Source organism: Bauldia sp., from assembly GCF_965232525.1.
GTDB lineage: Bacteria > Pseudomonadota > Alphaproteobacteria > Rhizobiales > Kaistiaceae > Bauldia.
Genome location: NZ_OZ246980.1, coordinates 3,562,939 through 3,586,173, shown reverse-complemented (window position 1 = coordinate 3,586,173; position 23,235 = coordinate 3,562,939). Strand labels below are relative to the sequence as shown.

19 protein-coding genes and 2 pseudogenes are annotated in these 23,235 nt (G+C 62.0%); 9 read left to right on the top strand and 12 right to left on the bottom strand.

Going from position 1 to position 23,235, the window contains the following annotated elements; all coding sequences use genetic code 11:
- The first annotated feature begins 13 nt into the window (after window positions 1-13).
- The gene (locus ACO076_RS17025; protein WP_421724012.1) at window positions 14-589 is read left to right on the top strand and encodes a nitroreductase family protein; all 576 of its coding nucleotides are present in this window, start codon (window positions 14-16) and stop codon (window positions 587-589) included.
- A 9-nt stretch (window positions 590-598) separates the two neighbouring features.
- Here ACO076_RS17025 and ACO076_RS17020 read toward each other — a convergent pair whose 3' ends face one another.
- Window positions 599-997, bottom strand: coding sequence for a MarR family winged helix-turn-helix transcriptional regulator (locus ACO076_RS17020; RefSeq protein ID WP_421724011.1), 399 nt, complete (start codon window positions 995-997; stop codon window positions 599-601).
- 77 nt (window positions 998-1,074) lie between these two features.
- A complete protein-coding gene (locus ACO076_RS17015) occupies window positions 1,075-1,863 on the bottom strand; it encodes an NAD kinase (protein ID WP_421724010.1) in 789 nt (262 codons plus the stop codon).
- A 192-nt stretch (window positions 1,864-2,055) separates the two neighbouring features.
- Between ACO076_RS17015 and purU the strand changes: the two genes are divergently transcribed.
- On the top strand, window positions 2,056-2,916 hold the full coding sequence (gene purU, locus ACO076_RS17010) for a formyltetrahydrofolate deformylase (RefSeq protein ID WP_421724009.1): 861 nt from the start codon (window positions 2,056-2,058) through the stop codon (window positions 2,914-2,916).
- Window positions 2,888-3,820, top strand: a complete 933-nt coding sequence (gene folD / locus ACO076_RS17005) for a bifunctional methylenetetrahydrofolate dehydrogenase/methenyltetrahydrofolate cyclohydrolase FolD (RefSeq protein ID WP_421724008.1) — start codon at window positions 2,888-2,890, stop codon at window positions 3,818-3,820. Before purU ends, folD begins: the two co-directional genes overlap by 29 nt.
- Before the next feature lie 35 nt (window positions 3,821-3,855).
- Here folD and ACO076_RS17000 read toward each other — a convergent pair whose 3' ends face one another.
- Together ACO076_RS17000 and ACO076_RS16995 are read right to left on the bottom strand one after the other, a co-directional pair.
- A complete protein-coding gene (locus ACO076_RS17000) occupies window positions 3,856-4,527 on the bottom strand; it encodes a CDGSH iron-sulfur domain-containing protein (protein WP_421724007.1) in 672 nt (223 codons plus the stop codon).
- A 31-nt stretch (window positions 4,528-4,558) separates the two neighbouring features.
- Complete coding sequence (locus ACO076_RS16995; RefSeq protein WP_421724006.1) at window positions 4,559-5,086, bottom strand: flavin reductase family protein; 528 nt, start codon at window positions 5,084-5,086, stop codon at window positions 4,559-4,561.
- Window positions 5,087-5,311: 225 nt separating this feature from the next.
- On the opposite strand from ACO076_RS16995, the gene ACO076_RS16990 reads away from it, so the two are divergent.
- The 3 genes from ACO076_RS16990 to ACO076_RS16980 all read left to right on the top strand — a co-directional run bounded on the left by ACO076_RS16990 (window position 5,312) and on the right by ACO076_RS16980 (window position 10,824).
- Window positions 5,312-8,017: a cation-transporting P-type ATPase gene (locus ACO076_RS16990; RefSeq protein WP_421724005.1), complete on the top strand. Its 2,706-nt coding sequence runs from the start codon at window positions 5,312-5,314 to the stop codon at window positions 8,015-8,017.
- Between the two features lie 99 nt (window positions 8,018-8,116).
- Complete coding sequence (locus tag ACO076_RS16985) at window positions 8,117-9,145, top strand: amino acid ABC transporter substrate-binding protein (RefSeq protein ID WP_421724004.1); 1,029 nt, start codon at window positions 8,117-8,119, stop codon at window positions 9,143-9,145.
- A gap of 35 nt (window positions 9,146-9,180) precedes the next feature.
- Window positions 9,181-10,824, top strand: a complete 1,644-nt coding sequence (locus ACO076_RS16980; protein ID WP_421724003.1) for a L,D-transpeptidase family protein — start codon at window positions 9,181-9,183, stop codon at window positions 10,822-10,824.
- A 125-nt stretch (window positions 10,825-10,949) separates the two neighbouring features.
- On the opposite strand, the gene ACO076_RS16975 is transcribed toward ACO076_RS16980, so the two are convergent.
- Complete coding sequence (locus ACO076_RS16975) at window positions 10,950-11,591, bottom strand: hypothetical protein (protein WP_421724002.1); 642 nt, start codon at window positions 11,589-11,591, stop codon at window positions 10,950-10,952.
- A 249-nt stretch (window positions 11,592-11,840) separates the two neighbouring features.
- On the opposite strand from ACO076_RS16975, the gene ACO076_RS16970 reads away from it, so the two are divergent.
- Window positions 11,841-12,821: an aldo/keto reductase gene (locus ACO076_RS16970; RefSeq protein ID WP_421724001.1), complete on the top strand. Its 981-nt coding sequence runs from the start codon at window positions 11,841-11,843 to the stop codon at window positions 12,819-12,821.
- A gap of 182 nt (window positions 12,822-13,003) precedes the next feature.
- A pseudogene (locus ACO076_RS16965) lies at window positions 13,004-13,174 on the top strand (Arm DNA-binding domain-containing protein); the annotation flags it as partial.
- 333 nt (window positions 13,175-13,507) lie between these two features.
- Here ACO076_RS16965 and ACO076_RS16960 read toward each other — a convergent pair.
- The 7 genes and pseudogenes from ACO076_RS16960 to ACO076_RS16930 all read right to left on the bottom strand — a co-directional run bounded on the left by ACO076_RS16960 (window position 13,508) and on the right by ACO076_RS16930 (window position 21,765).
- The gene (locus tag ACO076_RS16960) at window positions 13,508-13,687 is read right to left on the bottom strand and encodes a hypothetical protein (protein WP_421724000.1); all 180 of its coding nucleotides are present in this window, start codon (window positions 13,685-13,687) and stop codon (window positions 13,508-13,510) included.
- A gap of 85 nt (window positions 13,688-13,772) precedes the next feature.
- Window positions 13,773-14,063 (bottom strand): annotated as a pseudogene (gene eutB / locus ACO076_RS16955) (ethanolamine ammonia-lyase subunit EutB); the annotation flags it as partial.
- Between the two features lie 213 nt (window positions 14,064-14,276).
- Window positions 14,277-15,980, bottom strand: coding sequence for an ABC transporter ATP-binding protein (locus tag ACO076_RS16950; RefSeq protein ID WP_421723999.1), 1,704 nt, complete (start codon window positions 15,978-15,980; stop codon window positions 14,277-14,279).
- 2 nt (window positions 15,981-15,982) lie between these two features.
- Window positions 15,983-17,146, bottom strand: a complete 1,164-nt coding sequence (locus ACO076_RS16945) for an ABC transporter permease (protein WP_421723998.1) — start codon at window positions 17,144-17,146, stop codon at window positions 15,983-15,985.
- 4 nt (window positions 17,147-17,150) lie between these two features.
- Complete coding sequence (locus tag ACO076_RS16940; protein ID WP_421726760.1) at window positions 17,151-18,137, bottom strand: ABC transporter permease; 987 nt, start codon at window positions 18,135-18,137, stop codon at window positions 17,151-17,153.
- A gap of 198 nt (window positions 18,138-18,335) precedes the next feature.
- The gene (locus ACO076_RS16935) at window positions 18,336-20,339 is read right to left on the bottom strand and encodes an ABC transporter substrate-binding protein (RefSeq protein ID WP_421723997.1); all 2,004 of its coding nucleotides are present in this window, start codon (window positions 20,337-20,339) and stop codon (window positions 18,336-18,338) included.
- Between the two features lie 241 nt (window positions 20,340-20,580).
- The gene (locus ACO076_RS16930) at window positions 20,581-21,765 is read right to left on the bottom strand and encodes an isocitrate/isopropylmalate dehydrogenase family protein (RefSeq protein WP_421723996.1); all 1,185 of its coding nucleotides are present in this window, start codon (window positions 21,763-21,765) and stop codon (window positions 20,581-20,583) included.
- A 457-nt stretch (window positions 21,766-22,222) separates the two neighbouring features.
- Between ACO076_RS16930 and ACO076_RS16925 the strand changes: the two genes are divergently transcribed.
- Window positions 22,223-22,924 carry a GntR family transcriptional regulator gene (locus ACO076_RS16925; protein ID WP_421723995.1) on the top strand — a complete coding sequence of 234 codons (702 nt, stop codon included), beginning with the start codon at window positions 22,223-22,225 and terminating at the stop codon, window positions 22,922-22,924.
- The last annotated feature ends 311 nt before the right edge of the window (window positions 22,925-23,235 follow it).

Sequence of the window (23,235 nt, the reverse complement as noted above, 5' to 3'; positions counted from 1 at the left end):
TCTGTGGGACCAAATGGACGTCGTCGAATTCCTGAAAACCCGGCGGTCGGTCACGACCCCGTTCCTGGAGGCGCCGGGCCCGGACGCCGATCAGCTCCGCGATATCCTTACCATCGGATCCCGCGTTCCTGACCACGGCAAGCTCGCGCCGTGGCGGTTCATCGTCTACCAGGGCGATAAGCGACAGGCGGCCGGCGAGGCGATCGCGCATCTTGTTGCCAGTCGGGAACCAGATGTCGATCCGGAGCGGCTTGAGGAGGAGCGGGGACGGTTCACCCGCGCCCCGGTGGTGATCGGTGTGGTCAGTACCGCCGCGCCTCATCCCAAGATTCCCGAATTTGAGCAGCTTCTCTCCGCCGGCAATGCAGCGATGCTGACGGTGCTGGGCGCCCACGCCCTCGGCTTTGGCGCCCATTGGCTGACTGAATGGATCGCTTTCGACGGTACCGCCGGCCATGTCCTCGGCCTCAAACCTGGCGAGCGGTTCGTCGGGTTCATTCATGTCGGGACACCGAGCGCACGGCCTTCCGACCGTCCCCGCCCAGACCTTGATGACATCGTTACAACCTGGCAGCCGAAGGCGGACTAAGCACCGCGCCTAGCGCTGTGCACGCATGGTGGCGATCACCCTTGTCATCAGGGCGATGAACTCGGTCTGCTCGGCTTCCGATAGCGTCGATAGCGCCGCCTGATTCTGCGCCTCGGCTGCCTCAGTCGCGGGCTTGCGGAGCGCCCTGAGCCAGACCTGCTGGGAACGGGCGTCGTTGGGATGCGGCTTCAGGCGGATAAGCCCGTCGCGTTCCATCCGGTTCAGCGTATTCGCCATCGTCGCCTGTTCGATATCGAGGCGGTTGATCAGCTCCTTCTGTGTGAGACCGTCTTCCGCCCATAGCACCAGCAGAGTCATGAACTGCGCCGGGGCGAGACCGAGCGGGGCGATCCTTCGCTGCAATCCATGCGCGAACAGCCGGGCCATGTCGGTGTAGCGCTCTATCATCAGCTTGCGCTACGGGATCGGCTGTTTCAGAGGATGTGGTTTTGATGCGGGGTTGAGGTGTCGCGTTCGCCTCGAACTCAGTAGCGAAACTGTTCGGCCAGGATGCGTTCGTCCCACGAGTGGTCCGGGTCGAACAGCATCAGGCTCTGTGAATCGTCCTGCTGCCTGATGGTGACCTTGCGAACCGACTTGAACTCCACGTTGTCGGCCACCGCATTGACTGGGCGCTTCTCGGCCTCCCGCACGTCGATCCGAATCTTGGCCGTCTGTGGGATGAGCGCGCCGCGCCAGGTGCGGGGTCGGAAAGCGCTGATCGGGGTGATCGCCAGCAGCGGCGCGTAAATCGGCAGGATCGGCCCATGGGCCGAGAGATTGTAGGCAGTGCTCCCGGCGGGCGTAGCCACCAGGACGCCGTCGCAGATCAGTTCGTCCATCCGCACCTTGCCGTCGATGCTGATCCGCAGCTTCGCGGCCTGGAAAGACTGCCGCAGCAGAGACACTTCGTTGATGGCGAACGCTCGGTGGGTCCGGCCCCGGTCGTCGGTCGCTTCCATTGCCAGCGGCCGCACGGCGGTCGTCTCGGCCGCGGCGATGCGGCTGCGCAAGCCGGTCGCCTTGAACTCGTTCATCAGGAAACCGACGGAGCCGCAGTTCATGCCGTAGATCGGCTTACCGGTGTTCATGAACGTGTGAAGCGTCTGAAGCATGAAGCCATCGCCGCCCAGGGCGACGATCACTTCGGCATCGTCGGTGGCAACATCGCCATACCGTTTGGCGAGTCGCTGTCGCGCACTCCTGGCTTCATCGGTGTCGGCGGCGATAAAGGCGATCGCCGTTTTGGTGGCGGGTTTGCGTTTGCTCGCCATTTAGAGGCCCCCGGACAGGGCCGATCGGGTAGCACACGGACGCCTCGTTTCCAACGGTGAATCAAGACGTTCGGCACAGGGGACAGCGGGCAATGGCTGCGACGCCGCAGGCTGTTGCAGTCCGGTGGCTAGGCGTCTACTTGTCGCGGCGCTTGCCCGCTTGGAAGTCACGCTCTCCGAAGGTTGTTGTCCATGCCCGCCGAACCGGCGCGTTTCGTTCTCACGCTTTCCTGCCAAGACCGGCGGGGGATCGTGGCTGCGGTGGCGAACAGCATCGCCTCGCAGGATTGCAACATCGTCGAGAGCGCTCAATACGGCGATCCGGATGCCGAGCGCTTCTTCATGCGTGTATCGTTTTCGGCACCGGCATCGGTCTCCGCCGAAAGCTTCTCAAATGGCTTTCGTCCTGTGGCGACGGCCTACGATTTCGATTGGCAGGTGCACGACCTGGCGGTGAAGCCGCGGGTCCTGATCCTCGTGTCAAAATTCGGCCACTGCCTCAACGATCTGCTTTATCGCAACGCGATCGGTCAGCTTCCGATGGAATTGGTCGCGGTGGCGTCCAACCACGAAACTCTGCGCAAGCGCGCCGAATCGGAGGGCGTGCCGTTCCTCCATCACCCTGTGTCGCCGGAGACCAAGGCGGCGCAGGAGACGGAACTCGCCGACGTGATCGCGAGCGAGCGGATCGATCTGGTCGTGCTCGCTCGCTACATGCAAATCCTCTCGGAGGATTTCGCCAACGGGCTTGCGGGGCGAGCGATCAATATTCATCACTCGTTCCTGCCGAGCTTCGTTGGCGCCAAGCCTTACCATCGGGCACACGACCGTGGGGTCAAGCTGATCGGTGCGACCGCGCACTACGTCACACCGGTCCTCGATGCCGGCCCGATCATTGAGCAGGACGTGGCACGGGTCGATCATTCGATGTCGCCGCAGGAATATGTCGCGATCGGACGCGACATCGAGGCGACCGTCCTCGCCCGGGCGGTCAAATTCCACCTCGAACACAGGGTACTCATCAATGGCGAACGAACCGTCGTCTTCCGCTGATCCGCAGGCAATACGCGTCGACGGCCGGGCGACTGCGGCGCGCGTCGTTGAGCAGGTGGCGGAGGATGGACGCCGTCTCACTGCCGAGACCGGTGTGGTGCCGGGGCTGGCAACGGTCCTCGTCGGCGACGATCCGGGGAGCCAGGTCTATGTGGCTTCCAAGGGGAAGAAGGCGACGGAGCTTGGCTTCCACTCGGCGCAACACACGCTGGCCGCCGACACCGACGAGGCGGCGCTCCTCGACCTCATCGCGCAGCTCAACGCCGATCCCGCCATTCACAGCATTCTGGTTCAACTGCCGTTACCTGGCGACCTCGACGCGAAGCGCGTGATCGAGGCGATCGTCCCGGAGAAGGACGTCGACGGCCTGCATCCGATCAACGTCGGACGCCTCGCCAGCGGCGATCGCCGCGCCATGGTTCCCTGTACGCCGGCGGGCTGCATGATCCTGCTGCGCGATGCATGGGACGGGGCATTGTCCGGTCTGTCGGCCGTGGTCATCGGCCGCTCGAACCTTGTCGGCAAGCCGATCGCCCAGCTCCTGCTTGCCGAGAACTGCACGGTCACCATCGCCCATTCGCGCACCCGCGATCTGCCGGCCGTTGTGCGCGGCGCCGACATCGTCGTCGCAGCGGTCGGCCGGCCGGAAATGGTGCGGGGCGACTGGATCAAACCGGGCGCGACCGTCATCGACGTCGGCATGAATCGCATCCCCGCGCCGGAGCGCGGCGAGGGCAAGACCCGGCTCGTTGGCGATGTGGCCTATGCCGAAGCGGCGGCCGTGGCGGGGGCGATCACCCCGGTTCCGGGCGGCGTCGGACCGATGACGATTGCGATGCTAATGGCCAACACCCTGACCGCCGCCTGCCGGCATGCGGGGCGGGGGGCGCCGATTTTCGGGTGAGCGCCCGGGCTTTTGCGGCCAATGTGTTGCTCCGGTCAGTCCGACTTGAAGCCTATCTTCTCATGGGTGCCATCGCAGAACGGTTTGTTCTGTGACTCGCCGCAGCGGCAAAGCCAAGTCTTGGTCGTTCGACTGATCGTACGGCCGGTGCCGGAACAGATTTCGAGATTGCCAGTCACTTCCAGAGGGCCGTCGGTCTGCGGGGCGATCTCCAGACCGCCATCGCGCGCCTTCAACGGCTTCGACTTGCGGGTTTCCGGCTCGCCGGTTGCCTTGAAGCCGGCCTTGACATGGGCGTTGTCGCAAAAAGGCTTGTTCTTCGAGTCGCCGCAGCGGCAGAGCGTCGCGCGGTAGCCGATCGTCTTGCCCTCGATCTTCAGCGGTGCGTGAAACGCGTACGGCCCGTTCTCGCGAATACTGACGATGTTGACCGGCGGCGGCTGCTCGTCGGCACCGCCGTCTTTTCGATGATAGGTGATCGCGCCCGAGGGGCAGGCTTCGGCGACGCGGACAAGCGACTCCGTGCCCATCGCGTCGGGATGGATCCAATTGCCCGGCGTGTTGGCGCGAAAAACATCGGGCGCGCCGAGGACGCAGAACCGCGCGTGGATGCACCGACTGCCATCGAAGCGGACGTCGATGGTTTTTCCGGTGGCGACATCAGCGCCTTCATCTGGCGCTGCCGGGGTTGCTCGATCGTCCGACATCATCATCCTCCGTAAGGTGCCTTACCTTTACCTACCAGAACTCGGGCATTGGCGTTTCCGGACCCTGTTCCTCGGCGAGGGCAGTGTAGTGGCCGGCATGGTAGATGAGCGGCGATCGATCGGTCGTCTTCATCGTGCGGATGTGGCCGACGAACAGGGAGTGATCGCCGCAATCGTGACGGACATCGCGATCCGCGACGATGCGGGCAGCACACGTCGACAGGACCGGAACGTCGTCGATGTTGGCGAATGAAACTTCGAGCCCCGGCACCTTCCGTCCGGCGAAGTGGTTGGCGAGGTCGCCCTGATCTGCCGACAGGATGTTGATCGCAAACCGTCGAGCGGCAGTCAGGTGGCCATGCATACGGGCGCGGCGGGCGACCGAGACTACGCACAGCGGCGGGTCGAGTGAACCGGACATGAATGCGTTGGCGGTCATCCCCTGAGCGCCGCCTCCGTCGACGGCGACGGTAATCACGGTGACGCCGGTCGCAAACCGACCCATCACCCGGCGGAAATGTTCCGGGTCGATCTCGTGGGCGATCTCTGGTCGGTTCATTGGAACTCGCTGCGGCAAACGAACAGCCTGACGTTTGGGCCTGCCCGTATCTAGTCCTTTTCCGTTGGCCGGCAAAGCGCGCGCGTTTGAGCGATATCAACGCCAGCCCGGTCGAAGCAGGGATTCCAAGGCTTGTGGGGCGTTTGACGAGGCGCAGTGGCCTCGCGATGGTGTTCTTAACTCGCCGACATGTGTCGCCCAGCATGTGGCCAACCGGTCTGGACCATGGACCAAGCTGGTGAACAAATTGCGCCCGTGAAGCGATGGTTCGCGGAGCCCGCGGAGGTGGCCTATCAGGCATTCGCGACCGGGCCGGGCGGCCTTTCAACACAGGACGCTGAACGGCGGCTAGCGACCCATGGACCGAACCGCTTGCCGGAGGCCCGGCCACGCGGTGCGCTGGCCCGGTTCGTTAGCCAGTTCGCCAACCTGCTCATCTACGTGCTCCTCGCCGCGGCGGTCGTCTCGGCGCTGCTCGGCGAATGGATCGATGCCGCAGTCATCCTCGCGGTGGTGATCGCCAACGCCATCGTCGGATACCTACAGGAGGGTCGGGCTGAGCGGGCGCTCGATGCGATCCGCAAGATGATCACGCCGGCGGCTTCGGTGCTCCGGGATGGTGGGCGGCTTACGGTGCCGGCGGAGACGCTGGTGACAGGGGACATCGTGCTGCTGGAGGCCGGCGACCGGTTGCCGGCCGATCTGCGGCTGGTCAAGGCGCGGCATCTCAGGATCGAGGAAGCGGCGCTGACCGGTGAGTCCCTACCGGTCGACAAAGGCACCCAGCCGGTTGCCGAGACGTCGGTTCTGGGCGACCGGACGTCGATGGCCTATTCCGGCACGCTGGTAGTGGCGGGGCAGGCAGCCGGTGTCGTTGTGGCGACCGGGCAGGCCACCGAGCTCGGCACGATCAGTATCCTCCTCGACACCCTCGAACCGCAGACCACACCGCTGATCCGGCAGATGGACCGCTTCGCACGGCTGCTCACCGTCGTCATCCTGTCGGTGGCAGTGGCCGGCTTTGCCTTCGCCGTCCTCGTCCGAGGCTACGCAATGGACGAAGCCTTCATGGCGATGGTCGGCCTCGTCGTGGCCGCCATTCCGGAAGGATTACCAGCGGTGATGACCATCACGCTGGCGATCGGCGTACAGCGGATGGCGCGGCGAAACGCCATCATCAGGCGCCTGCCGGCGGTCGAGACGCTGGGCTCGGTTTCCGTGATCTGCACTGACAAGACCGGGACACTGACCCGCAACGAGATGACTGTGCGCACAGTCGTGACAGCGGGTGGGGCGATCCAGGTGTCGGGGGTTGGCTACGCCCCGGAGGGCGGGTTCAGCGATGCCGAAGGCGCGCATGATGCAGGAGCAGACTCGCTTCTGCAGATGGTCGGACGGGCGGCTGTTCTGTGCAATGACGCCGACCTCCGTCGTTCCGGTGACGAGTGGATCGTTGCCGGCGATCCGATGGAGGGCGCGCTGGTGTCGCTGGCGGCCAAGGCGGGTCTGGACCAAGGCTCGACACGTCAGGCGTATCCACGGCTCGACGAGATCCCATTCGATTCTCGTCATCGGTTCATGGCGACCCTGAACGAAGAGCCTGACGGCGGTCGAATCGCCTACATCAAGGGCGCGCCGGAGCGCCTGCTGGCGCTTTGCGACTACCAGGAAGGCGAAGCCGGTCCGGAGCCGATCGATCGGCCGGCATGGCTTCGCGCCGTCGACGCCATGGCCGACGACGGGCAAAGGGTGCTGGCCGTAGGGATGAAACGGCTAGCCGACAACCAAACCGAGCTCGAATTCAGTGACCTGAATTCGGGCGTTGTCTTCCTCGGCGCCCTCGGGATGATCGACCCGCCCAGGCCGGATGCCAAAGCGGCGATTGACGAGTGTCGGACCGCCGGGATCGGGGTCAAGATGATCACCGGCGATCATGCCTCGACCGCCGCAGCGATCGGCAGACAACTCGGCCTGCTCGACCATGAGAAAGTCACGACCGGCGAGGCGCTCGAGACGGTCGACACGTGGAGCCTCCCGAAAGTTGCCGACGAGACCGCGGTGTTCGCCCGCACCAGCCCCGAGCAGAAACTGAGCATCGTCGAGGCATTACAGTCGGATGCGGCGATCGCGGCCATGACCGGCGACGGCGTCAACGACGCGCCGGCGCTGAAGCGCGCCGATGTCGGTATCGCGATGGGTCAGAAGGGAACCGAAGCGGCCAAGGAAGCCGCGGAGATGGTGCTGCTCGATGACAATTTCGCCTCGATCGTCGCCGCCGTGCGGGAAGGGCGCACTGTTTACGACAACCTAAAGAAGGTGATCGCCTGGACTCTGCCGACTAGTGGCGGCGAGGCCATCATCATCCTGTTCGCGATCCTGGCCGGGTTCTCGCTGCCGGTGACGCCCGTCCAGATTCTCTGGATCAACATGGTCACTGTTGTGGCCCTTGGTTTGACCCTGGCGTTCGAGCCGACCGAACCGGGCGCCATGACCCGGCCGCCGCGGCGGGCGGACGAACCGATCCTGTCCGGCGTTCTCATCTGGCAGGTCGTCCTCGTCTCGCTGCTGTTCGTGGTGGGGTCGTTCGGCGTGTTCTTCTACGCCCTCGACCGGGGGCTGGACCTTGCGGCCGCGCGCACCATGGTCGTCAACACGATCGTGGTCATGGAAGTCTTCTATCTGTTCTCGGTCCGCTACCTCTACATGACCTCCTTCTCGATCCGCGGCATCATCGGTACGCCGGCGGTTATGATGGGCGTTGGCGCCGTCGTGATCGCCCAGTTCGCTTTCACTTATGCGCCATTCATGCAGGCGATCTTCGACACCCAGGCGCTTGATCTCATCGATGGTCTGGTGGTCGTCGGCGCCGGCATCGCGTTATTCGTGCTGCTCGAAGTCGAAAAGGCGGTTCGCGGCCGTCTCGTCGGCTGAAGGCAAGGCCTCGAAAGCGTTTCCGGGCTTGGCAGGATGGGCCTCGCCGGCCTAACCTTGGCGCCGGATTCGCCGCGATGCGTTCAGGGAAACCGCCTTATGTCGAAGCTGTCGGGTGTGTATGGGCTGGCTTTGGGGGTGGCCGGGTTCGCGGGCTTGCTGACCTCCCCGGTGGCGGCCGCAGCAACCCTCGACGACGTTCGCGAACGCGACCGTCTGGTCTGCGGCGTCAGCGAGGGCTTGCCGGGTTTCTCCGATCACGACGATGCGGGCGCATGGAGCGGCTTCGACGTTGATTTTTGTCGCGCTGTGGCAGCGGCCGTACTCGGCGAGGCGGACAAGGTCGACTACGTGCCGCTCTCGGCAACTGCCCGCTTCGACGCCCTGACCGCCGGCGACATCGATCTCTTGTCGCGAAACAGCACATGGACCATGTCGCGCGATCTCGATCTCGGCATCGACTTCGCGGGTATCGCCTACTACGACGGTCAGGGCTTCCTGGTGCAGGCGTTGGACGGCATGACCAGCGCCCTGGAGTTGATCGGCGCGCGCATCTGCCTCGTCACCGGCACGACGACCGAGGCCAACGCGGCCAACTACTTCGCGAGCAACAACATCGAGGTGTCGTTCCTGCCGTTCGCCGATCGAAGCGAGGCACGGGCCGCGTATGCGGCGGGCGAGTGCGATGCCTACACGGCGGATAGTTCCGCGCTTGCCGCCGAACGGTCCCTGCTCGACGTGCCGGACGATCATGTGATCCTGCGTGAGGTGATCTCCAAGGAGCCGCTGGGGCCCGTGACCCGCGAGGGCGACACTCAATGGACCGAGCTGGTGCGCTGGACGCTTTATGGATTGATCAACGCCGAGGAGATGGGCCTGACCGCGGCCTCGGTCGATCCCGACCGCGGCGATGGGGCAAGCCGCGATCAGGCGATCGCGCTCGGGGCGCCGGCGGCGATGAAGCTCGGCCTCAACGAAGCCTGGCTGGCGACGGTTCTGAACGAGGTCGGCCACTACGGTGAGGTGTTCGACCGAAATCTTGGCGATGACACACCTTTGGCGATCCGCCGCGGGGTGAATGCGCTGTGGACCAGGGGCGGCATCCTCTATGCGCCGCCGATGTACTGAGGGCGACCGGGCTTGAGGAAAGGAAAAGGGCCGCCTTGAGACACATCCTATCGATGATCGGCCGGACCAGCGCGACGGCGCTGTTCCTGGTTTTCGTTGCCGCGCCGGCTCTGGCGCAAGCTTCGCTGAGCCCGCAGGATCTCGCCGCGATTCGGCTCAACATCGCCGACCTGCTCGCCAACGAGGCGGCACTGCCGCTGCCGGTCCGTCAGCGACAGGAGGCGCTGAACGCCTACTATGACGATCAAGATGGCGTGCTGCTGTGGATGGGCACCGAGCGGGCGCCGGCGTTCATCGCCTGGCTGCGCTCAGCGGCCGACGACGGACTCGATCCGGCCGACTATCCCACCGACCAACTGGCCAAGCTCAGCGACGCGGTGCCGGTCACCGACGACCGCGGCCGGGCGATCATCGAGCTTCATTTTTCCGCGGCGTTTCTTGAATACGCCTCCGACCTACAGGTCGGTCGCTTTCTGCCACGCAAGGTTGACCCCAACTTTTTCCTGCAGAGGCGCGAAATCGATCAGCTCGCAGCGTTGCAGGGTCTCGCCGCCGCCGACAATCTCGATGTGTTCTTCCTGAGCTGGCAGCCGCGGGCGCCGGAATACGAAGCCCTGCGGGTGGTGCTCGCAGACTACCGTGCTCTGTCGGCGGCCGGTGGCTGGCCGACCATACTGCTTGGCGACACGCTTAAGCCGGGGATGAACGACTCACGGGTGCGATCCCTTCGCGCCCGGCTGGCGGTTACCGACGGCGCCAATCCGCAGGCGCCGCCCGGCGAGGAGGAGGTCTACACCGACGATCTGATCCCGGTGGTCACGGCGTTCCAGCGCCGGCACGGGCTCGAGATCGACGGTCTGGTCGGACGGGCGACGATCGTCGCCCTCAACGTGCCGGTCGAGGAGCGTATTCAGGACATTGTTGTCGCGATGGAGCGCTGGCGGTGGATGCCAGCAAATCTCGGCAACGAGCATCTGATGGTCAATATCGCCGGCTTCGATCTGACCCGGGTCAGCGGCGGTCAGATCGTTGAGAAGATGGCGGTGGTCGTCGGCAAGCCCTATCACCGCACACCAGTATTCAGTGACTCGATCAAATACCTGGAGTTCAATCCGTACTGGAACGTTCCAAGCAGCATCGCATTGAAAGAGGAGCTGCCGAAGCTGCGCAAGAACCCGGCGGCGCGCGCGGCTGCAGGGTTCGAGGCGGTCAGCGACGGTCAGGTCTACAATCTCACCTCGATCAACTGGAACCGCTACGGTCCGGGCAACTTCCCCTTCCGACTGCGCCAGCGGCCCGGGCCGAACAATGCGCTCGGCCGGGTCAAATACATGTTCCCGAACGAGTTCAACGTCTATCTGCACGATACGCCGTCGCGTAGTCTTTTCAGCCGCGCCGAACGGGCGTTCAGTCATGGTTGTGTGCGCTTGTCGCGGCCATTGGAGCTGGCGCCGCCGGTGCTTACCGACGGCGGTCTCGCGGGCTGGGACCTTGCGCGGGTCAACGCGGTGGTCGGCAGCGGCAAGCGGACGGTCGTGAGCCTGGAAGATCCACTGCCGATCCACATCACCTATTTCACCGCCTGGATCGAGCAGGGCGTGCCGAACTTCCGCGCCGACGTCTACGAGCAGGACGAGAAGCTGGTGGCCGCACTTGGCGGCGATTCGATCGCCTGGTGAGGCCGGCGCACCGCGCGCGATTCAACGTTTGAACGGCCAATCTGCGACGAACCTCTTGTAGCGTTTGAGCTGGAGGTCGAACAGGACCGGTGCGATTTGGTGGATGTTTGACGCGAGCGTCGTGGTTAGCTTTTTCTTCTGTCCGAACAGTTCTCTCGGGACGCCGGCTTCCTCAGCCAAGCGTCGGGGGATCGGCCGATCATAAGGGCTGCCCAATCGCCACGGTCGAAGCGCGTCTTCGCCAGTGCGGCCAAACCTGGTGAGTCATAACCGCGCGAAAGATACACGGTCATGGCGCCGCCGAAGCTGTCGACGGTCTCGCGCATGGCCTGGAGAAGAAAGTCAATGTACCCCTCATAGTCCGCAAATCCGGGCGTCTGACGCTGCTGTGTTTCGCTGAACCCCGTGGGGGTTGCTTCGACAAAGGCGTTGGCAAATTGCTTGATGACGATGTCATCACCCTCGAAGACGATCCGTCGGTAGACGCGGAGCCCACGCGTTAGTGTTCGTATGCCTGCTCGGGCGCGCCAGATGTCGAAACCCTCGGGTCGTGTCGCGGCGACGAGCAGGGCCAGGAAGTTTGCCGCCCAGAGACCTTCCTTGCTTTCGGCAACCCAGATGCATTCTCGTGCATGACTTGGTGAGATCAGCGTGAGCCGGCCCGAGCGCCATGACGCTCCGGAACCCAAGTGGATGCCGGAAAGACGGAGCGCCTCCGGTTCCTCGGCTTGCGCCCATCCCCCTTCGAAGAAACCATCGTCGGTCAATCGAACCTTTGGCCCGATCCCGCATGGATAGTCAGGGACGCATCCCGACCAAATCTGGCGAACGTGGCGATATCATCGGCTCTGCGCTCGCCGTATTGCAGTCGCCAGCGCCATATTGCAGTTTGGCGGCGTCGATCGCGACCTGGGGGGAGGCGCTGGCTCCGCGTTGTCTAGCCGGGTCGCGAGCGCAAACGCAAAATGCCCAGCCCGCGCTCCCGTGAACGGATGCAAGAACCAAGAGGTTTGACAATGACTGTCGTGCTGCTTGATCGGAAGACGCAGGTCGGAGGAACCGACGTCTGGGTGCCGCCAATCTGCTTCGGGACCTCTGGACTCGGTGACATGCCGAAGACGTATGGATACGGCGTGGATGAAGAGCGGGCGCTCGCGACCATACGAGCCGTCTTCGACGGGCCGATCAAGTTCCTCGACACTAGCCGCAACTACGGCATGGGGCGAAGCGAAACCCGGATTGGCAAGGTCATTCGCGAATATGGCGGTCTTCCCCCCGGCGCGGTGATATCCACCAAGCTCGATCGGGACATGGAGACCGGCCGCTTCGACGCTGCCCAGGCGCGGCGCTCGCTGGAGGAAACTCTGGAGGCGCTGGGGCTCGACCGTGTCCAGATCCTCCATCTTCATGACCCGGAGCACGCGGAATCGGTTCCTGAGATCGTAGGACCCGGCGGTGCACTGCCGGAGTTGTTCAAGATGAAGGAAGAGGGGCTCGCCAACGCCGTGGGGCTGGCGGCAGGCAAGGTCGACATCATGATGCCGATCCTCACCGACTGGGACTTCGACGCGCTCATCACCCACAATCGGTACACGCTCGTCAGCAAAAACGCCGAGCCGATGATGGATTTGGCACGACAGCGCAACATCAGCGTCTTCAATGCGGCACCCTTCGCCGGCGGCGCGCTGGCCAAGGGCGCGACGGTGATGCCCCGCTATGTCTATCAGGAGGCGAACGAGGCGACGTTGGCGCCGATCCGCCGGGTCGAGGCGGTCTGCGAACGCCACGGCGTGCCGTCCGGCGCGGCGGCGCTTCAGTTCTCGTTGCGCAACGCCGAGATCGCCACGACCATCTGCGGCGTCAGTAAGGCCGAGCGTATCGACCAAACCATCGAATGGGCCGAGTGGGACATCCCAGAATCGCTATGGGCCGAGCTTGCGGAGGTCCCGCGTGAGCCGGCCGACCCGGAAGCCGCGCGGCAATACGATCCAGGGTAGGCTCAACTCAACGGTTGCGGGCCGCGACGGCGGTCCCTCGTATCGATCGCTGCAAGTCTCGCAATTGGTGCCGGCAACAGGATTCGAACCCGTGACCCCCTGATTACAAATCAGGTGTAGCGGGTTTTCATAGCGTAACCTACCGTAACATTTACCCTTTAGTTTCAGCGTTTTGTCTGACTGTGGGGCAGAAGACGTACTTCGACGACGGACTGAAAGGCTTTGGCGTCCGCGTTTCGCAGGGCGGCGCCAAGTCATATGTCGTGATGTTCGGGAAACGCCGGAGACTGAAGACACTCGGCAGACACCCCCACATGACGCTTGCGGACGCAAGGATTGCCGCCAAGCGGGTGCAAAGCGATCTGGTGCTGCTTCGCTCTCAGGGAACGAGCAATACTCCCGCCCTCAGCTTCGAAGAAGCCACTGAGCGATTTGTCGCGGACTCAAGGACGCGCAACAAGGAGAGCACCTTCACAGAATACGACCGCCTTCTCCGGCGACACTTCCTGTTCAAAAAGAAGGTGTCAGAGGTTTCTCGCGCCGATATCATCGACTCCCTCGACAAGCTCCACCACAGCACGTCAATACGTCAGCACGCCTTTGTCGCGATCCGGACGACGATGAACTGGTGCGTCCGCCACGGCCTGATTGATACTTCACCTGTGCCGCAGCTCCGCTTCTCGTCATTACCGCGTGCCCGCGTACTTTCCGACGATGAACTTCGCATCGTGTGGCACCGCGCGGAGGAATACGGGTATCCATATGGACGCATCGTACAGCTGCTCCTCCTCACCGGCCAGCGCCGCGGCGAGATCGCCGGGCTTCGGCGAAGCTGGATTGACGGTGACGAAATCGTCTTTCCTCAAGGGTTCACGAAGAACAAGCGCGAACATCGCGTCCCGATGGGCACGTTGACGAGACAGATCGTTGATGCGCTTCCCCTTCGCCGAGACGCGGCCCGCCGACCGTCAGATGCGAGACCGTCGCGAACGCCTGGCTGTCGTGACCGTCGGCGATCAGGCGCGTCACTTCATCGTCTTCGTAGGGCACGACCCATTCGTCGAGGAACACGGTCAGCGGCACGTCGGCGAGCGCCATCTGGGCCGTCATCCGCTCGGCGTCGTCGCCCGCGGCGATCTCCGCCAGATGGTCGCCGGATCGCTCCGGGCTCGCCTTGGCGAGCAGGTCCCCTAGCGTGTCGAAGCGATAGGTCGTCCCGTCGATGGAATGGGAAAAACGCATGGCTGCCCGTTCCCCTTCATCGTCGCTCTGCCGGCGCGTCAGGGCGCCTCTTCGCCTGGAGCGGTCGGTACCAAGTGGTGACGACTATAGATCGCGAAATAGCCCACGAAAACGGCGTAGACGATGGCGACGCCGATGATGATCTGGCACGTTGTTGGCATCATCAACCGGTGCCCGGTACCGAAATGCCGCGTCCTGTGGAGGCGCGCCGAGTCAAATCCTCAACACGGAAGACAGGAGCAACTTGGTGTAAGGTTCCTGGGGATTGGAGCAGACGGATTCAGTTTCCCCTGTCTCGACAACCTCGCCGTCCTTCATCACGACAACCCGGTCACAAAAGTATCGGACTACAGCAATGTCATGACTGACAAAAATGTAGCTGAGGTCTAGCTTCCGTTGCAATTCAAGCAGCAAGTTCAATACGGTCGTCCTCAGCGAGACATCGAGCGCGGACGTCGGTTCATCCGCGAGAATGACCCGAGGATTCGGTCCGATCGCGCGGGCGATAGCGATTCGCTGTCTTTGTCCCCCAGAAAACGCGTGGGGATAACGTCTCACGGAGGATCGAGGCAATTCGACCAGGTCGAGCAGTTCAGCGATACGCTGATGCAACGCCTGACCGCGCAGACCAGTCGGGTCATTAACCAATGGTTCGGCGATGATCTGACCGACTGTCATCCGCGGATTGAGAGAACTGTGGGGGTCCTGAAAGATTGTCCTTATGTCCCGCCAGACGGGCAAGAGGGCTGAGTCATCCAGCGGGCCCAAAGCGAGGCTCGTATGATCATCACGTTGATAAAACACCTCGCCGCTCGTCAACTCGTAAACGCGCTGAATACATCTGGCCAATGTCGTCTTGCCTGATCCGCTTTCGCCAACGACACCGAGGTTCTCGCCCTTTTTCAGTCTTATGCTGACATCCTTCACACCAACCGAGGTGTCGGGCCGCCTTCGGAATAGGCGTTTGCGTAAGACGAACTCCTTGGAGAGATGCTCGACGGTGAGGATGGGCTGTTCAGGCGGCTTGGCTGCCCGCATTCCTACCCGGATGGGGGAAGGTCGATCCAGATCACGCGCGGCATTGATCAGTTCGATTGTGTAAGGATCTTTGGGATGATGGAGCACGTCCGTCACCGCGCCCGACTCCAGCAGGCGACCGTGCCGCATCACCGAGATCCGATCAGCGATGTTCGCGACAACTCCCATGTCATGGGTGATGAACAAGACGCTCATGTTTCGGCTGAGCTGCAAATCTCGGATCAGCTTCAGGATGGATGCTTGAATCGTGACATCAAGCGCGGTTGTGGGTTCATCCGCGATCAGGATGGAGGGATTACAGGACAACGCCATTGCGATCATGACGCGCTGGCGCATACCGCCGGAGAATTCAAAGGGGTACTGGTCGACGGCCCATGCTGCGTCCTTTATCTCCACCTGTTTGAGCAGTTCGATCGTCCGCTCCCGGGCGTCCTTTCTGGATAAACCCTGATGGAGCCGGAGGACCTCCGAAATCTGATCTCCCACGCGATGGACCGGAGAAAGGGAGGTCATCGGCTCCTGAAAGATCATCGAAATGGCGGCGCCGCGAATGTTCTTCAGGGCTGCAGAACGCGGTTTCAGTCGAGTGAGGTTGATCGCCGACGATTCCCCATCGTGGTCGGGCCGGAAAAATATATCGCCCGACGCAATGTAACCCGGAGGGTCGATGATTTGCAGTATCGAACGAGCAGTCACGCTTTTCCCGGACCCGCTTTCGCCGACCAGACAATGGGTCTCACCGGGTTTGAGGGAAAGAGACACATGGTCGACCGCGCGTACCCTCTTCTTCCCGACGGGAAACTCTACGACCAGATCGTCGATCTCAAGAATCGGTAGCGGATCGTCCTTGTCCGGCCGCGCAGTCTGTGACTGGTGCATCGTCATTCACCAAGACTGGCATACGGATCTGCCGCGTCTCGCAGGCCGTCACCAAGAAAGTTGAAAGCCAAAACGGCGACCACGACGAAGATACCCGGCGCGAACAGCCAGGGGCCGGCGACAATCGATCGTATGTTCTGTGCCTCGAATAGCAGCGCACCCCAGGAGATTGCGGGCGGGAGGAGACCCAATCCAAGGAATGATAATGCCGTTTCCGCCAGGATCATCGCCGGAATGGCGAGAGACACGGCGGTCACGATATAGCTGTAGGTGGACGGCAATATATGGCGGAATATGACTCTCCTGCGTGAGCTCCCGTCCAGGCGAGCTGCTGTGACGAAGTCTTCCGAACGCAGCGATAGGAACCGTCCGCGAACAACCCTTGCGATCTCGGTCCAGCCGACCAGCGACAAAATCACGGTGATCGCGAAGTAGCGCATCACCACGCCCCAGTCTGCCGGCATGGCAGCACTCAAGCCCATCCATAGCGGGATGGACGGCAAGACGATCAGTACTTCAATTACCCGCTGGATGACGGTATCCGCGGCGCCGCCAAAATAGCCGGAAATACCGCCCAAGATTATTCCGATAATCAGGCTGATCGTGACGCCGACCAGACCGATCGACATCGACAAACGCGTACCATAGATCGTTCGGCTGAAGACGTCGCGACCCAGCCGGTCGGCGCCGAAAAGGAAGAACCTCTGGTTTGCGTTGACCGGTGCGATGAAATGGGTATCCATTTCGAACAGGCCCCATAACTTGTACGGATCGCCCCGGCCGAAAAAGGTTATGTATATCTTCTCGTCCGGATCCTCCTCGTACTTCACCTGGAGTGTGAGAGGGTCTCTCACGATCTTCATTCCGTTCACGTATGGTCGTATTGCAAACCCACCATCGCTGCGGTCGATCAGATGAATCATCTGCGGTGGATGATAGATTTTCTTGGCGTTGAATTCGTACGGATCGAACGGAGCGAAAAACTCGACGAAAAGCGCTATGAAGAACAGAAACAGGACGACGATACCGCCGGCCATCGCCAGGCGATGCCGCCTGAAACTGAGCCAGATCAGCCTTCTCTGAGAGGCCGTATCCAGATCACGGGGGTCTTCCGCGGCGCCTTCCGCTGCGGGCGAAACCTGATCAGGTAATTCACTGGTCGTCATCGGACTACTTCGCAAACCGGATACGCGGATCGATGATCCCCAGCAGGATGTCGGAGATCAGCATTCCGATGACGGCGAGCACGCTCAACAGCAGCACGAACGAACCAGCGAGGAACATGTCCTGGGACTTCAGCGCCGTCAGATACATGGGACCGGCGGTCGGGAGTGACAGCACGATCGAGACGATGACCGATCCGCTGACAATCTGCGGGAAAATCCACCCGATGGTCGAGACAAACGGATTGAGTGCGATCCTGACGGGGTAGCGCACGAGGAGCTTCGTTTCCGACAGGCCCTTTGCGCGTGCTGTGGTGACATAGGGTTTGTGCAACTCGTCGAGCAGGTTTGCTCGCATGACGCGGATGATACTGGCGGTCGAGGACGTCCCCAGAATGGCGACGGGTATCCACAGGTGTGCGAGGAGATCCTTGACCTTGCCCCAGGACCAGGGAGCATTCTTGTATTCAGTCGAGAAGAGGCCGGAAACGTCCAGCCCGAAGTAAACGACCGAAACATACATCAGAATAAGCGCCAACAGAAAATTGGGCGTTGCAAGTCCCAGGAATCCGATTGTCGTAACGACGTAGTCGCCGAAAGTGTATTTTTTGACCGCTGAATAGACGCCAATGGGTAGCGCCAAGGCCCATGTAAAAAGAACCGTGGTTGTCGCTAGAACAACAGACAATCCCATCCGCTCCCAAATGAGCGAGCTAACCGGTTCGCGCCATTCAAAGGAAACGCCGAAATCGCCGACCACGACTCCTGAAATCCACTTCCAGTACTGGACGAAGACAGACTGGTCCAATCCATAGTGCCGCCGCAAAGCCTCTATCTGCTGGTAATCGACTTCCTGGCCGTCCGAAAGCAGGGTCGCGGTATGAGCCGTAATGAAGTCACCGGGCGGAGCCTGCAGGATCAGAAACGCAAGTAGAGAAACGACGAAGAGTATGGGTATCGTCCAGACAATCCGCCCAATGATGTATCTCAACAGCAAGATTCAGACTCCGTGACTCTCCACGCACGTGCGGTCTTCGTGAGACATCCGGCCGCCGTGCCCCTGCGGGATCGAGAGTGCGTTTCCCGAATTTCTGTGCCGCCGTCGGTTTTACGATGAAGGCCGACGGCGGACTGTTCTGACGGGCGCGCCAACTTCCGATGCGCGCCCGGGGTTTGGCGCTTTGGTCGCCGGCTACTGGACTTGCGATGGCGGCCGCATTCCGTCCGGCGTATCCCAGTAGAACGTCCACGTCCGCTGAATCCCTGGCGGGTATTGCGAAGTCGACGGATTACTGGGCTTGACGTTCCGCATCGCCGTTTTTTTGATGCCATAGTTCGGCATCAGCTTCGACACGCCGAAGTGGGCGAAGTGGTCAGCCGCGTTGTCGACGATCTCATGGACGATCTCCCGGCGTTCGTCGAAAGACGTCGAAAGAGGTACCTGGTCCCAGAGCTCCAAGCGTCTCTTGACGTTTTCCGGCGGCTCCTCGCCTCGTTCGCCGTTCGAAAGATACCACAGGTACCAGTCAACACCCCATCTCGAGCTCACCCCAACCGGTGCCAGCCCGAACGCCAGCCGCCCGGGTAGCCAGCTGGTGTTGCCGTCCCACACGGCAGCGTCATGGTCGTTGTTTTCGATCTTGCCGAACATGAGGGCGCGTTCAGTCGCGTTGATTTTCATGTCGACGCCGAGGTTTTCGAGCCAATGGGCGCGCATAACCTCAAGCTGATCGATGTGGTCGTCTTTTGCGACTGTGGTTTCAACGGCAAAGCTCACCGGACGACCATTCGGCATTAGTCGAATGCCGTCCGAGTTTCGTTCGGTGAGACCCAAACCATCCAGCAATGCGTTTGCCTTCTCGGGATCAAACTCCAGGTACTGGGTCGAATACCGACTATGGTGCATCGCGCTGTCCTCGAACGGACCACCCTGCCATGGCACGCCAGCGCCGAGCATGGTGACGTCAATGACCTCTTCCCGATCGAAGCCTTGTGACAGGGCGATACGGAAGTCTTTCTCGTTGAAGAGGTCCCGCAGTTCTGAATCCTTGTGGGTCAGATTGAGCTGAAACCAGATGCTGGCGCCACCGATGGAACTCACCTCGTAGAGCTCCGCGCCGATCCGGGGAGCAGCCTCGGCAAGGGCCGGCCGGTTTGCGGGAGCTTCAAGCTTCCGAAAGCCAAAGTCGTAGTTGCCGGCGATTGCGTGGAGCAGCAAACCTTGGGGATCGGCGAAGACGGCCCCAATCAGTCGATCGACGTATGGAAGCTGCTTTCCTTCCTCGTCAACCTGGAAGAAGTAGGGGTTGCGCTCCAGAACGACCTGAGTCGCGCCGCCGCCGTAGGGCTCCTTGATGATCCACGGGTCGAGCGACGGTCGTTCGACATTGGCCCACCGGGTGTTGCTTAGGGAATCGCCGCACAGTGCGACGAGGTAATCCCGCCAGCTGGCGTGGTTGTTGGCCGCGAGGTCCGCCTCGATGTTGTCGTTGTATTTTGGGTGGGCCTTGGAGCAATACGCCTTCTGGTAATAGACCGGTGGCACCAGCTTTGGGTGGGCCAGCTCGAACAGAAAGTCGCCATAAGACACGGCGAATTCAAGCTCGAAGGTTTGCTCGTCAATCACCCGGAACTTGACCATCTCTCCGCCGGGCAGCCACTCCTTGCGGACGGGCGCCATGTCCGGATGCACCAGGATGTCCTCGAAATAGAACGCCACGTCCTCCGTGGTGAACGGCTTGCCGTCAGACCATTTGTGGCCATCGCGAAGCGTGAACGTATAGACCCTGGCGTCGTCGGACACGTCCACCTCCCCAGCCAGCAGGGGAAGGGTGGAAGAGTAGTTGGTATCGTAGTCGACCTGTACGAGCCCATTGTGGCCGGTCCAGTTGGTTATCTGTTCGTGATCGCTGTAGCCGGCGAGCCCAAAACGGATTTCGTCGCCGTATTTGCCAACACTCTCGTGCATTTTGACGACTTCCGGACTGACCGGGAGGCGCTCTTCCACTGGGGGCAGTTCACCCTCTGCAACCAGCTCCGCCAGCATTGGCGCCTCTAGGTATTTCATGTCTTCTGCGATCGCCAGCGAGCTCATGGCCAGCGCGCCTGCGCCCACCAACGGCGGCGCCAACTGGGCGATGTTGAGTTGCCGTCTGAACATTTTTCTGCTCCTCCCTAGTTCGATCGTCAGCGACAAGGACGATGCGATGAAACCTCGGCAAGCCCACCTCGAGGTCGACCAGCAGTCAGTTTTGGAATCGCTGATCGTGTCGCGAACCAGGGCTGTCGCCTGGTCCCCTCGGAGTGGAAATCTGATGCAAAGCCCTGCGGGTCGGGTACGTGAAGAACGTCGCCATTCGCGGACCGGCTGCTGGTAAGTGGCTCGCAGCCGACACCACGGCACCAAATGACCTTGCTCGGTGGGACGGCCGTATCTCTCACTGTGCCACCCGGTTCTGCGCTGTGGCGGCTGTACGCTCCGTCCCCACAGGAAGCGACCGCATGGGGTCAAGGCTCTCGCGTACGGCTGCTGTTATGTCCGCGGTACCATGGTCACCACCCAACTCGGTCGGCCGCAGTTGCCGTTCGGCGAAGGCGGTCTCGACCGCACTTTGCAGCGCGACACCAGCGGCAATGCACCCGGGCAGATCGTGGCGGCGTCCAAGCCAATCCAACATCATGGCGCCGGAAAGGATCATCGCCGCCGGGTTCGCCTGCTCGTGGCCGGCAATGTCCGGGGCCGTTCCATGGCACGGTTGAAATACAGCGTGCTGGATGCCGATATCCGCGGACGGCGCCATCCCCATCCCGCCCATCAGGCCTGCGCCGAGGTCGGAGAGGATATCGCCGAACAGGTTCTCGGTGACGACGACGTCGTAGCGCCAAGGTTGGCGGACCAGGTTCAGCGCCATCGCGTCGATGTAGCAGGTGTCCGCCTCTACATCGGTGTTGTGGGTGGCCCGCTCGTGGAAAATGTCACGAAAGAAACGAAACGCCGTAAACACGTTTGCCTTGTCGACGCAAGTCACCGCGCCGGGGCGTTTCTGGTCCTTACGCTCATCCCGACGTGTCCGGGCGAGATCAAACGAGAAATCGAACAGTCGCTCGGAGGCTGTCCGGGTAATCGTCATCGTGGTCTGGGCCGACTGGGAACTGGTCACTTCCGTGGTTCGGCCGGCAAACAGGCCCTCCGTCGATTCCCGGACAATCACCAAGTCGAGATGCTGGGCCCGCGGATCAGATAGTGGAACCGGCATTCCCGGATAGGTTCGAATGGGACGCACACCGGCAAAAAGCTCGAACCGCTCGCGCAACTCGACCTGGGGGGCAATTTCCCGGCCGTCGGGATAGCGGACATCGGGGTGACCCATGGCACCCAGGAGCACGACGTCGGCGGCATCGGCCGCGTCGATCACTTCCGAAGGTAAGGCCTCGCCGGTTCGGGTGTAGAGGTCGGCGCCGGCTTCCATGGTCTCAAAGGAAAAGGAAAAGCCGAACGCGGTACCGAGCTCATTCAGGAGATCCAGGCATGGCGCCATGACCTCGGGGCCGATTCCGTCACCCGGCAATACCGCCACGTTGAATCGAGCGTTGACGTTCGCTTCTGCGCCGTCGGCTTGCACTGCTTGGTCTCTCGATCCCTACCGTCTGCGGTAACGTATGCCTCATCAGGCCAATAATGCATACCTCATGAGGGCTTTAATGTATACTTAAATTACCCTCTAACGTATTTATTATGGGATTGGGCTTGGATTTTCGCGTCCGGTGGGGTCCGCGTTCACCGCCGAGTGGGACAGTCTCTTTGGCATAGGCGCGGCGGGCGCCGTCGGTGGGCTTGCCCACAATTGCGGTCAAATCGGCCGGAGACCTCCGTGCGAACGCATCCCTCCTCGGCGGCAATAAACCGAGGGTTCCGCGGTGCCTTCCAAGAGCATGGTGAGGCCGTTGACCGGACTTCGGCCATCCGCGCACCGACGACGATGCCGGAGGTTAATCTGCGATCCGTTTTCGATGATGTTTTCTGCTGGTCCGTGATCGCCTAAAAAGGCTCAACGAAAACGGGGGTCCGCGATTCATCCTGTGGCTAAGATCGAGACGAAGGAACCGGGGGCGCCAAACGGTTCGTCGCGGGTCGCAACGGCATACCGCCGGCTCAAGGACGAAATCCTGAGCAATGAGCTGCCAGGCGGGTATCAGGCGCTCGAACAGGAAATTGCCGAACGGCTCGGAATGAGCCGCACCCCCGTGCGTGAGGCGCTGATCCGCCTGCAGGACGACGGCCTGGTCGACGTCGTGCCAAGGCGCGGGATGCGGGTACGCAACGTCTCAATCGACGACATGCGAGAAATATACGAACTGTTGTACTGCATCGAAGCCACCGCTGCTGAGTTGTTGGCTGCGCGCCACCTGGCGCTTGATTCCCGCGAGTTGCTGCTCCTGGAGGAAGCAACCGATGAGATGGAGCAGTGTCTCAAGCGTGACGACCTCGACGGATGGGCGGAGGCCGATGCCCGGTTTCACAATTACCTACTGGAGTTCTGCGGCAACGCGCGGCTCGCGAAGGTCGGCGCGGCGATGGCGGCGCAGTGCCACCGGGTCCGGCTGTTGACCCTGCGGCTGCGTCCGCGACCGACAGATTCGACCGATGACCACCGGGCGGTGGTCAGGGCCATTCGATCTCACGACGAAGAGTCGGCGCATGACATTCAACGGACGCACCGTCGACGCGCCATGACCCTGATCCTCGATGCATTACGGCGTTACCACCTCACCGAAGTCTGATGTCCGCCGGTTGTCGAACGGCGGTGTGCTCTCGGCCAAGATCGGCCGTTGCGATGACCGGCAATCGGGCTGGAGGAAGCGATCACAGCCGCCATCGCGGCAAGGCGTATGACAACCTTGACTTGGGAACGACATCAGCCGGCGGGGATAGTTGAAACCCGCCGTTGGCGGATCCGCTATGTGTCTGCCCGACGACGCTATCGGCAACAATCAGTCTTCGAGACATTTGCCTGTCCCAGGGGCAGGAAACGTTCTCGGACAGCGGGCGAGCAAAAGTGCGTTGAATCGTACATGCCGGACAAGCCATCAGA

Bases quoted from the DNA above. Each gene is read 5' to 3' on its own strand.
- ACO076_RS16970 (WP_421724001.1), top strand. From the start codon at position 11,841: ATGACTGTCGTGCTGCTTGATCGGAAGACGCAGGTCGGAGGAACCGAC.
- ACO076_RS16990 (WP_421724005.1), top strand. From the start codon at position 5,312: ATGGACCAAGCTGGTGAACAAATTGCGCCCGTGAAGCGATGGTTCGCG.
- ACO076_RS16945 (WP_421723998.1), bottom strand. From the start codon at position 17,146: ATGACGACCAGTGAATTACCTGATCAGGTTTCGCCCGCAGCGGAAGGC.
- ACO076_RS16950 (WP_421723999.1), bottom strand. From the start codon at position 15,980: ATGCACCAGTCACAGACTGCGCGGCCGGACAAGGACGATCCGCTACCG.
- ACO076_RS17000 (WP_421724007.1), bottom strand. From the start codon at position 4,527: ATGTCGGACGATCGAGCAACCCCGGCAGCGCCAGATGAAGGCGCTGAT.
- ACO076_RS16995 (WP_421724006.1), bottom strand. From the start codon at position 5,086: ATGAACCGACCAGAGATCGCCCACGAGATCGACCCGGAACATTTCCGC.
- purU (WP_421724009.1), top strand. From the start codon at position 2,056: ATGCCCGCCGAACCGGCGCGTTTCGTTCTCACGCTTTCCTGCCAAGAC.
- ACO076_RS16985 (WP_421724004.1), top strand. From the start codon at position 8,117: ATGTCGAAGCTGTCGGGTGTGTATGGGCTGGCTTTGGGGGTGGCCGGG.
- ACO076_RS17020 (WP_421724011.1), bottom strand. From the start codon at position 997: ATGATAGAGCGCTACACCGACATGGCCCGGCTGTTCGCGCATGGATTG.
- ACO076_RS17025 (WP_421724012.1), top strand. From the start codon at position 14: ATGGACGTCGTCGAATTCCTGAAAACCCGGCGGTCGGTCACGACCCCG.
- folD (WP_421724008.1), top strand. From the start codon at position 2,888: ATGGCGAACGAACCGTCGTCTTCCGCTGATCCGCAGGCAATACGCGTC.
- ACO076_RS17015 (WP_421724010.1), bottom strand. From the start codon at position 1,863: ATGGCGAGCAAACGCAAACCCGCCACCAAAACGGCGATCGCCTTTATC.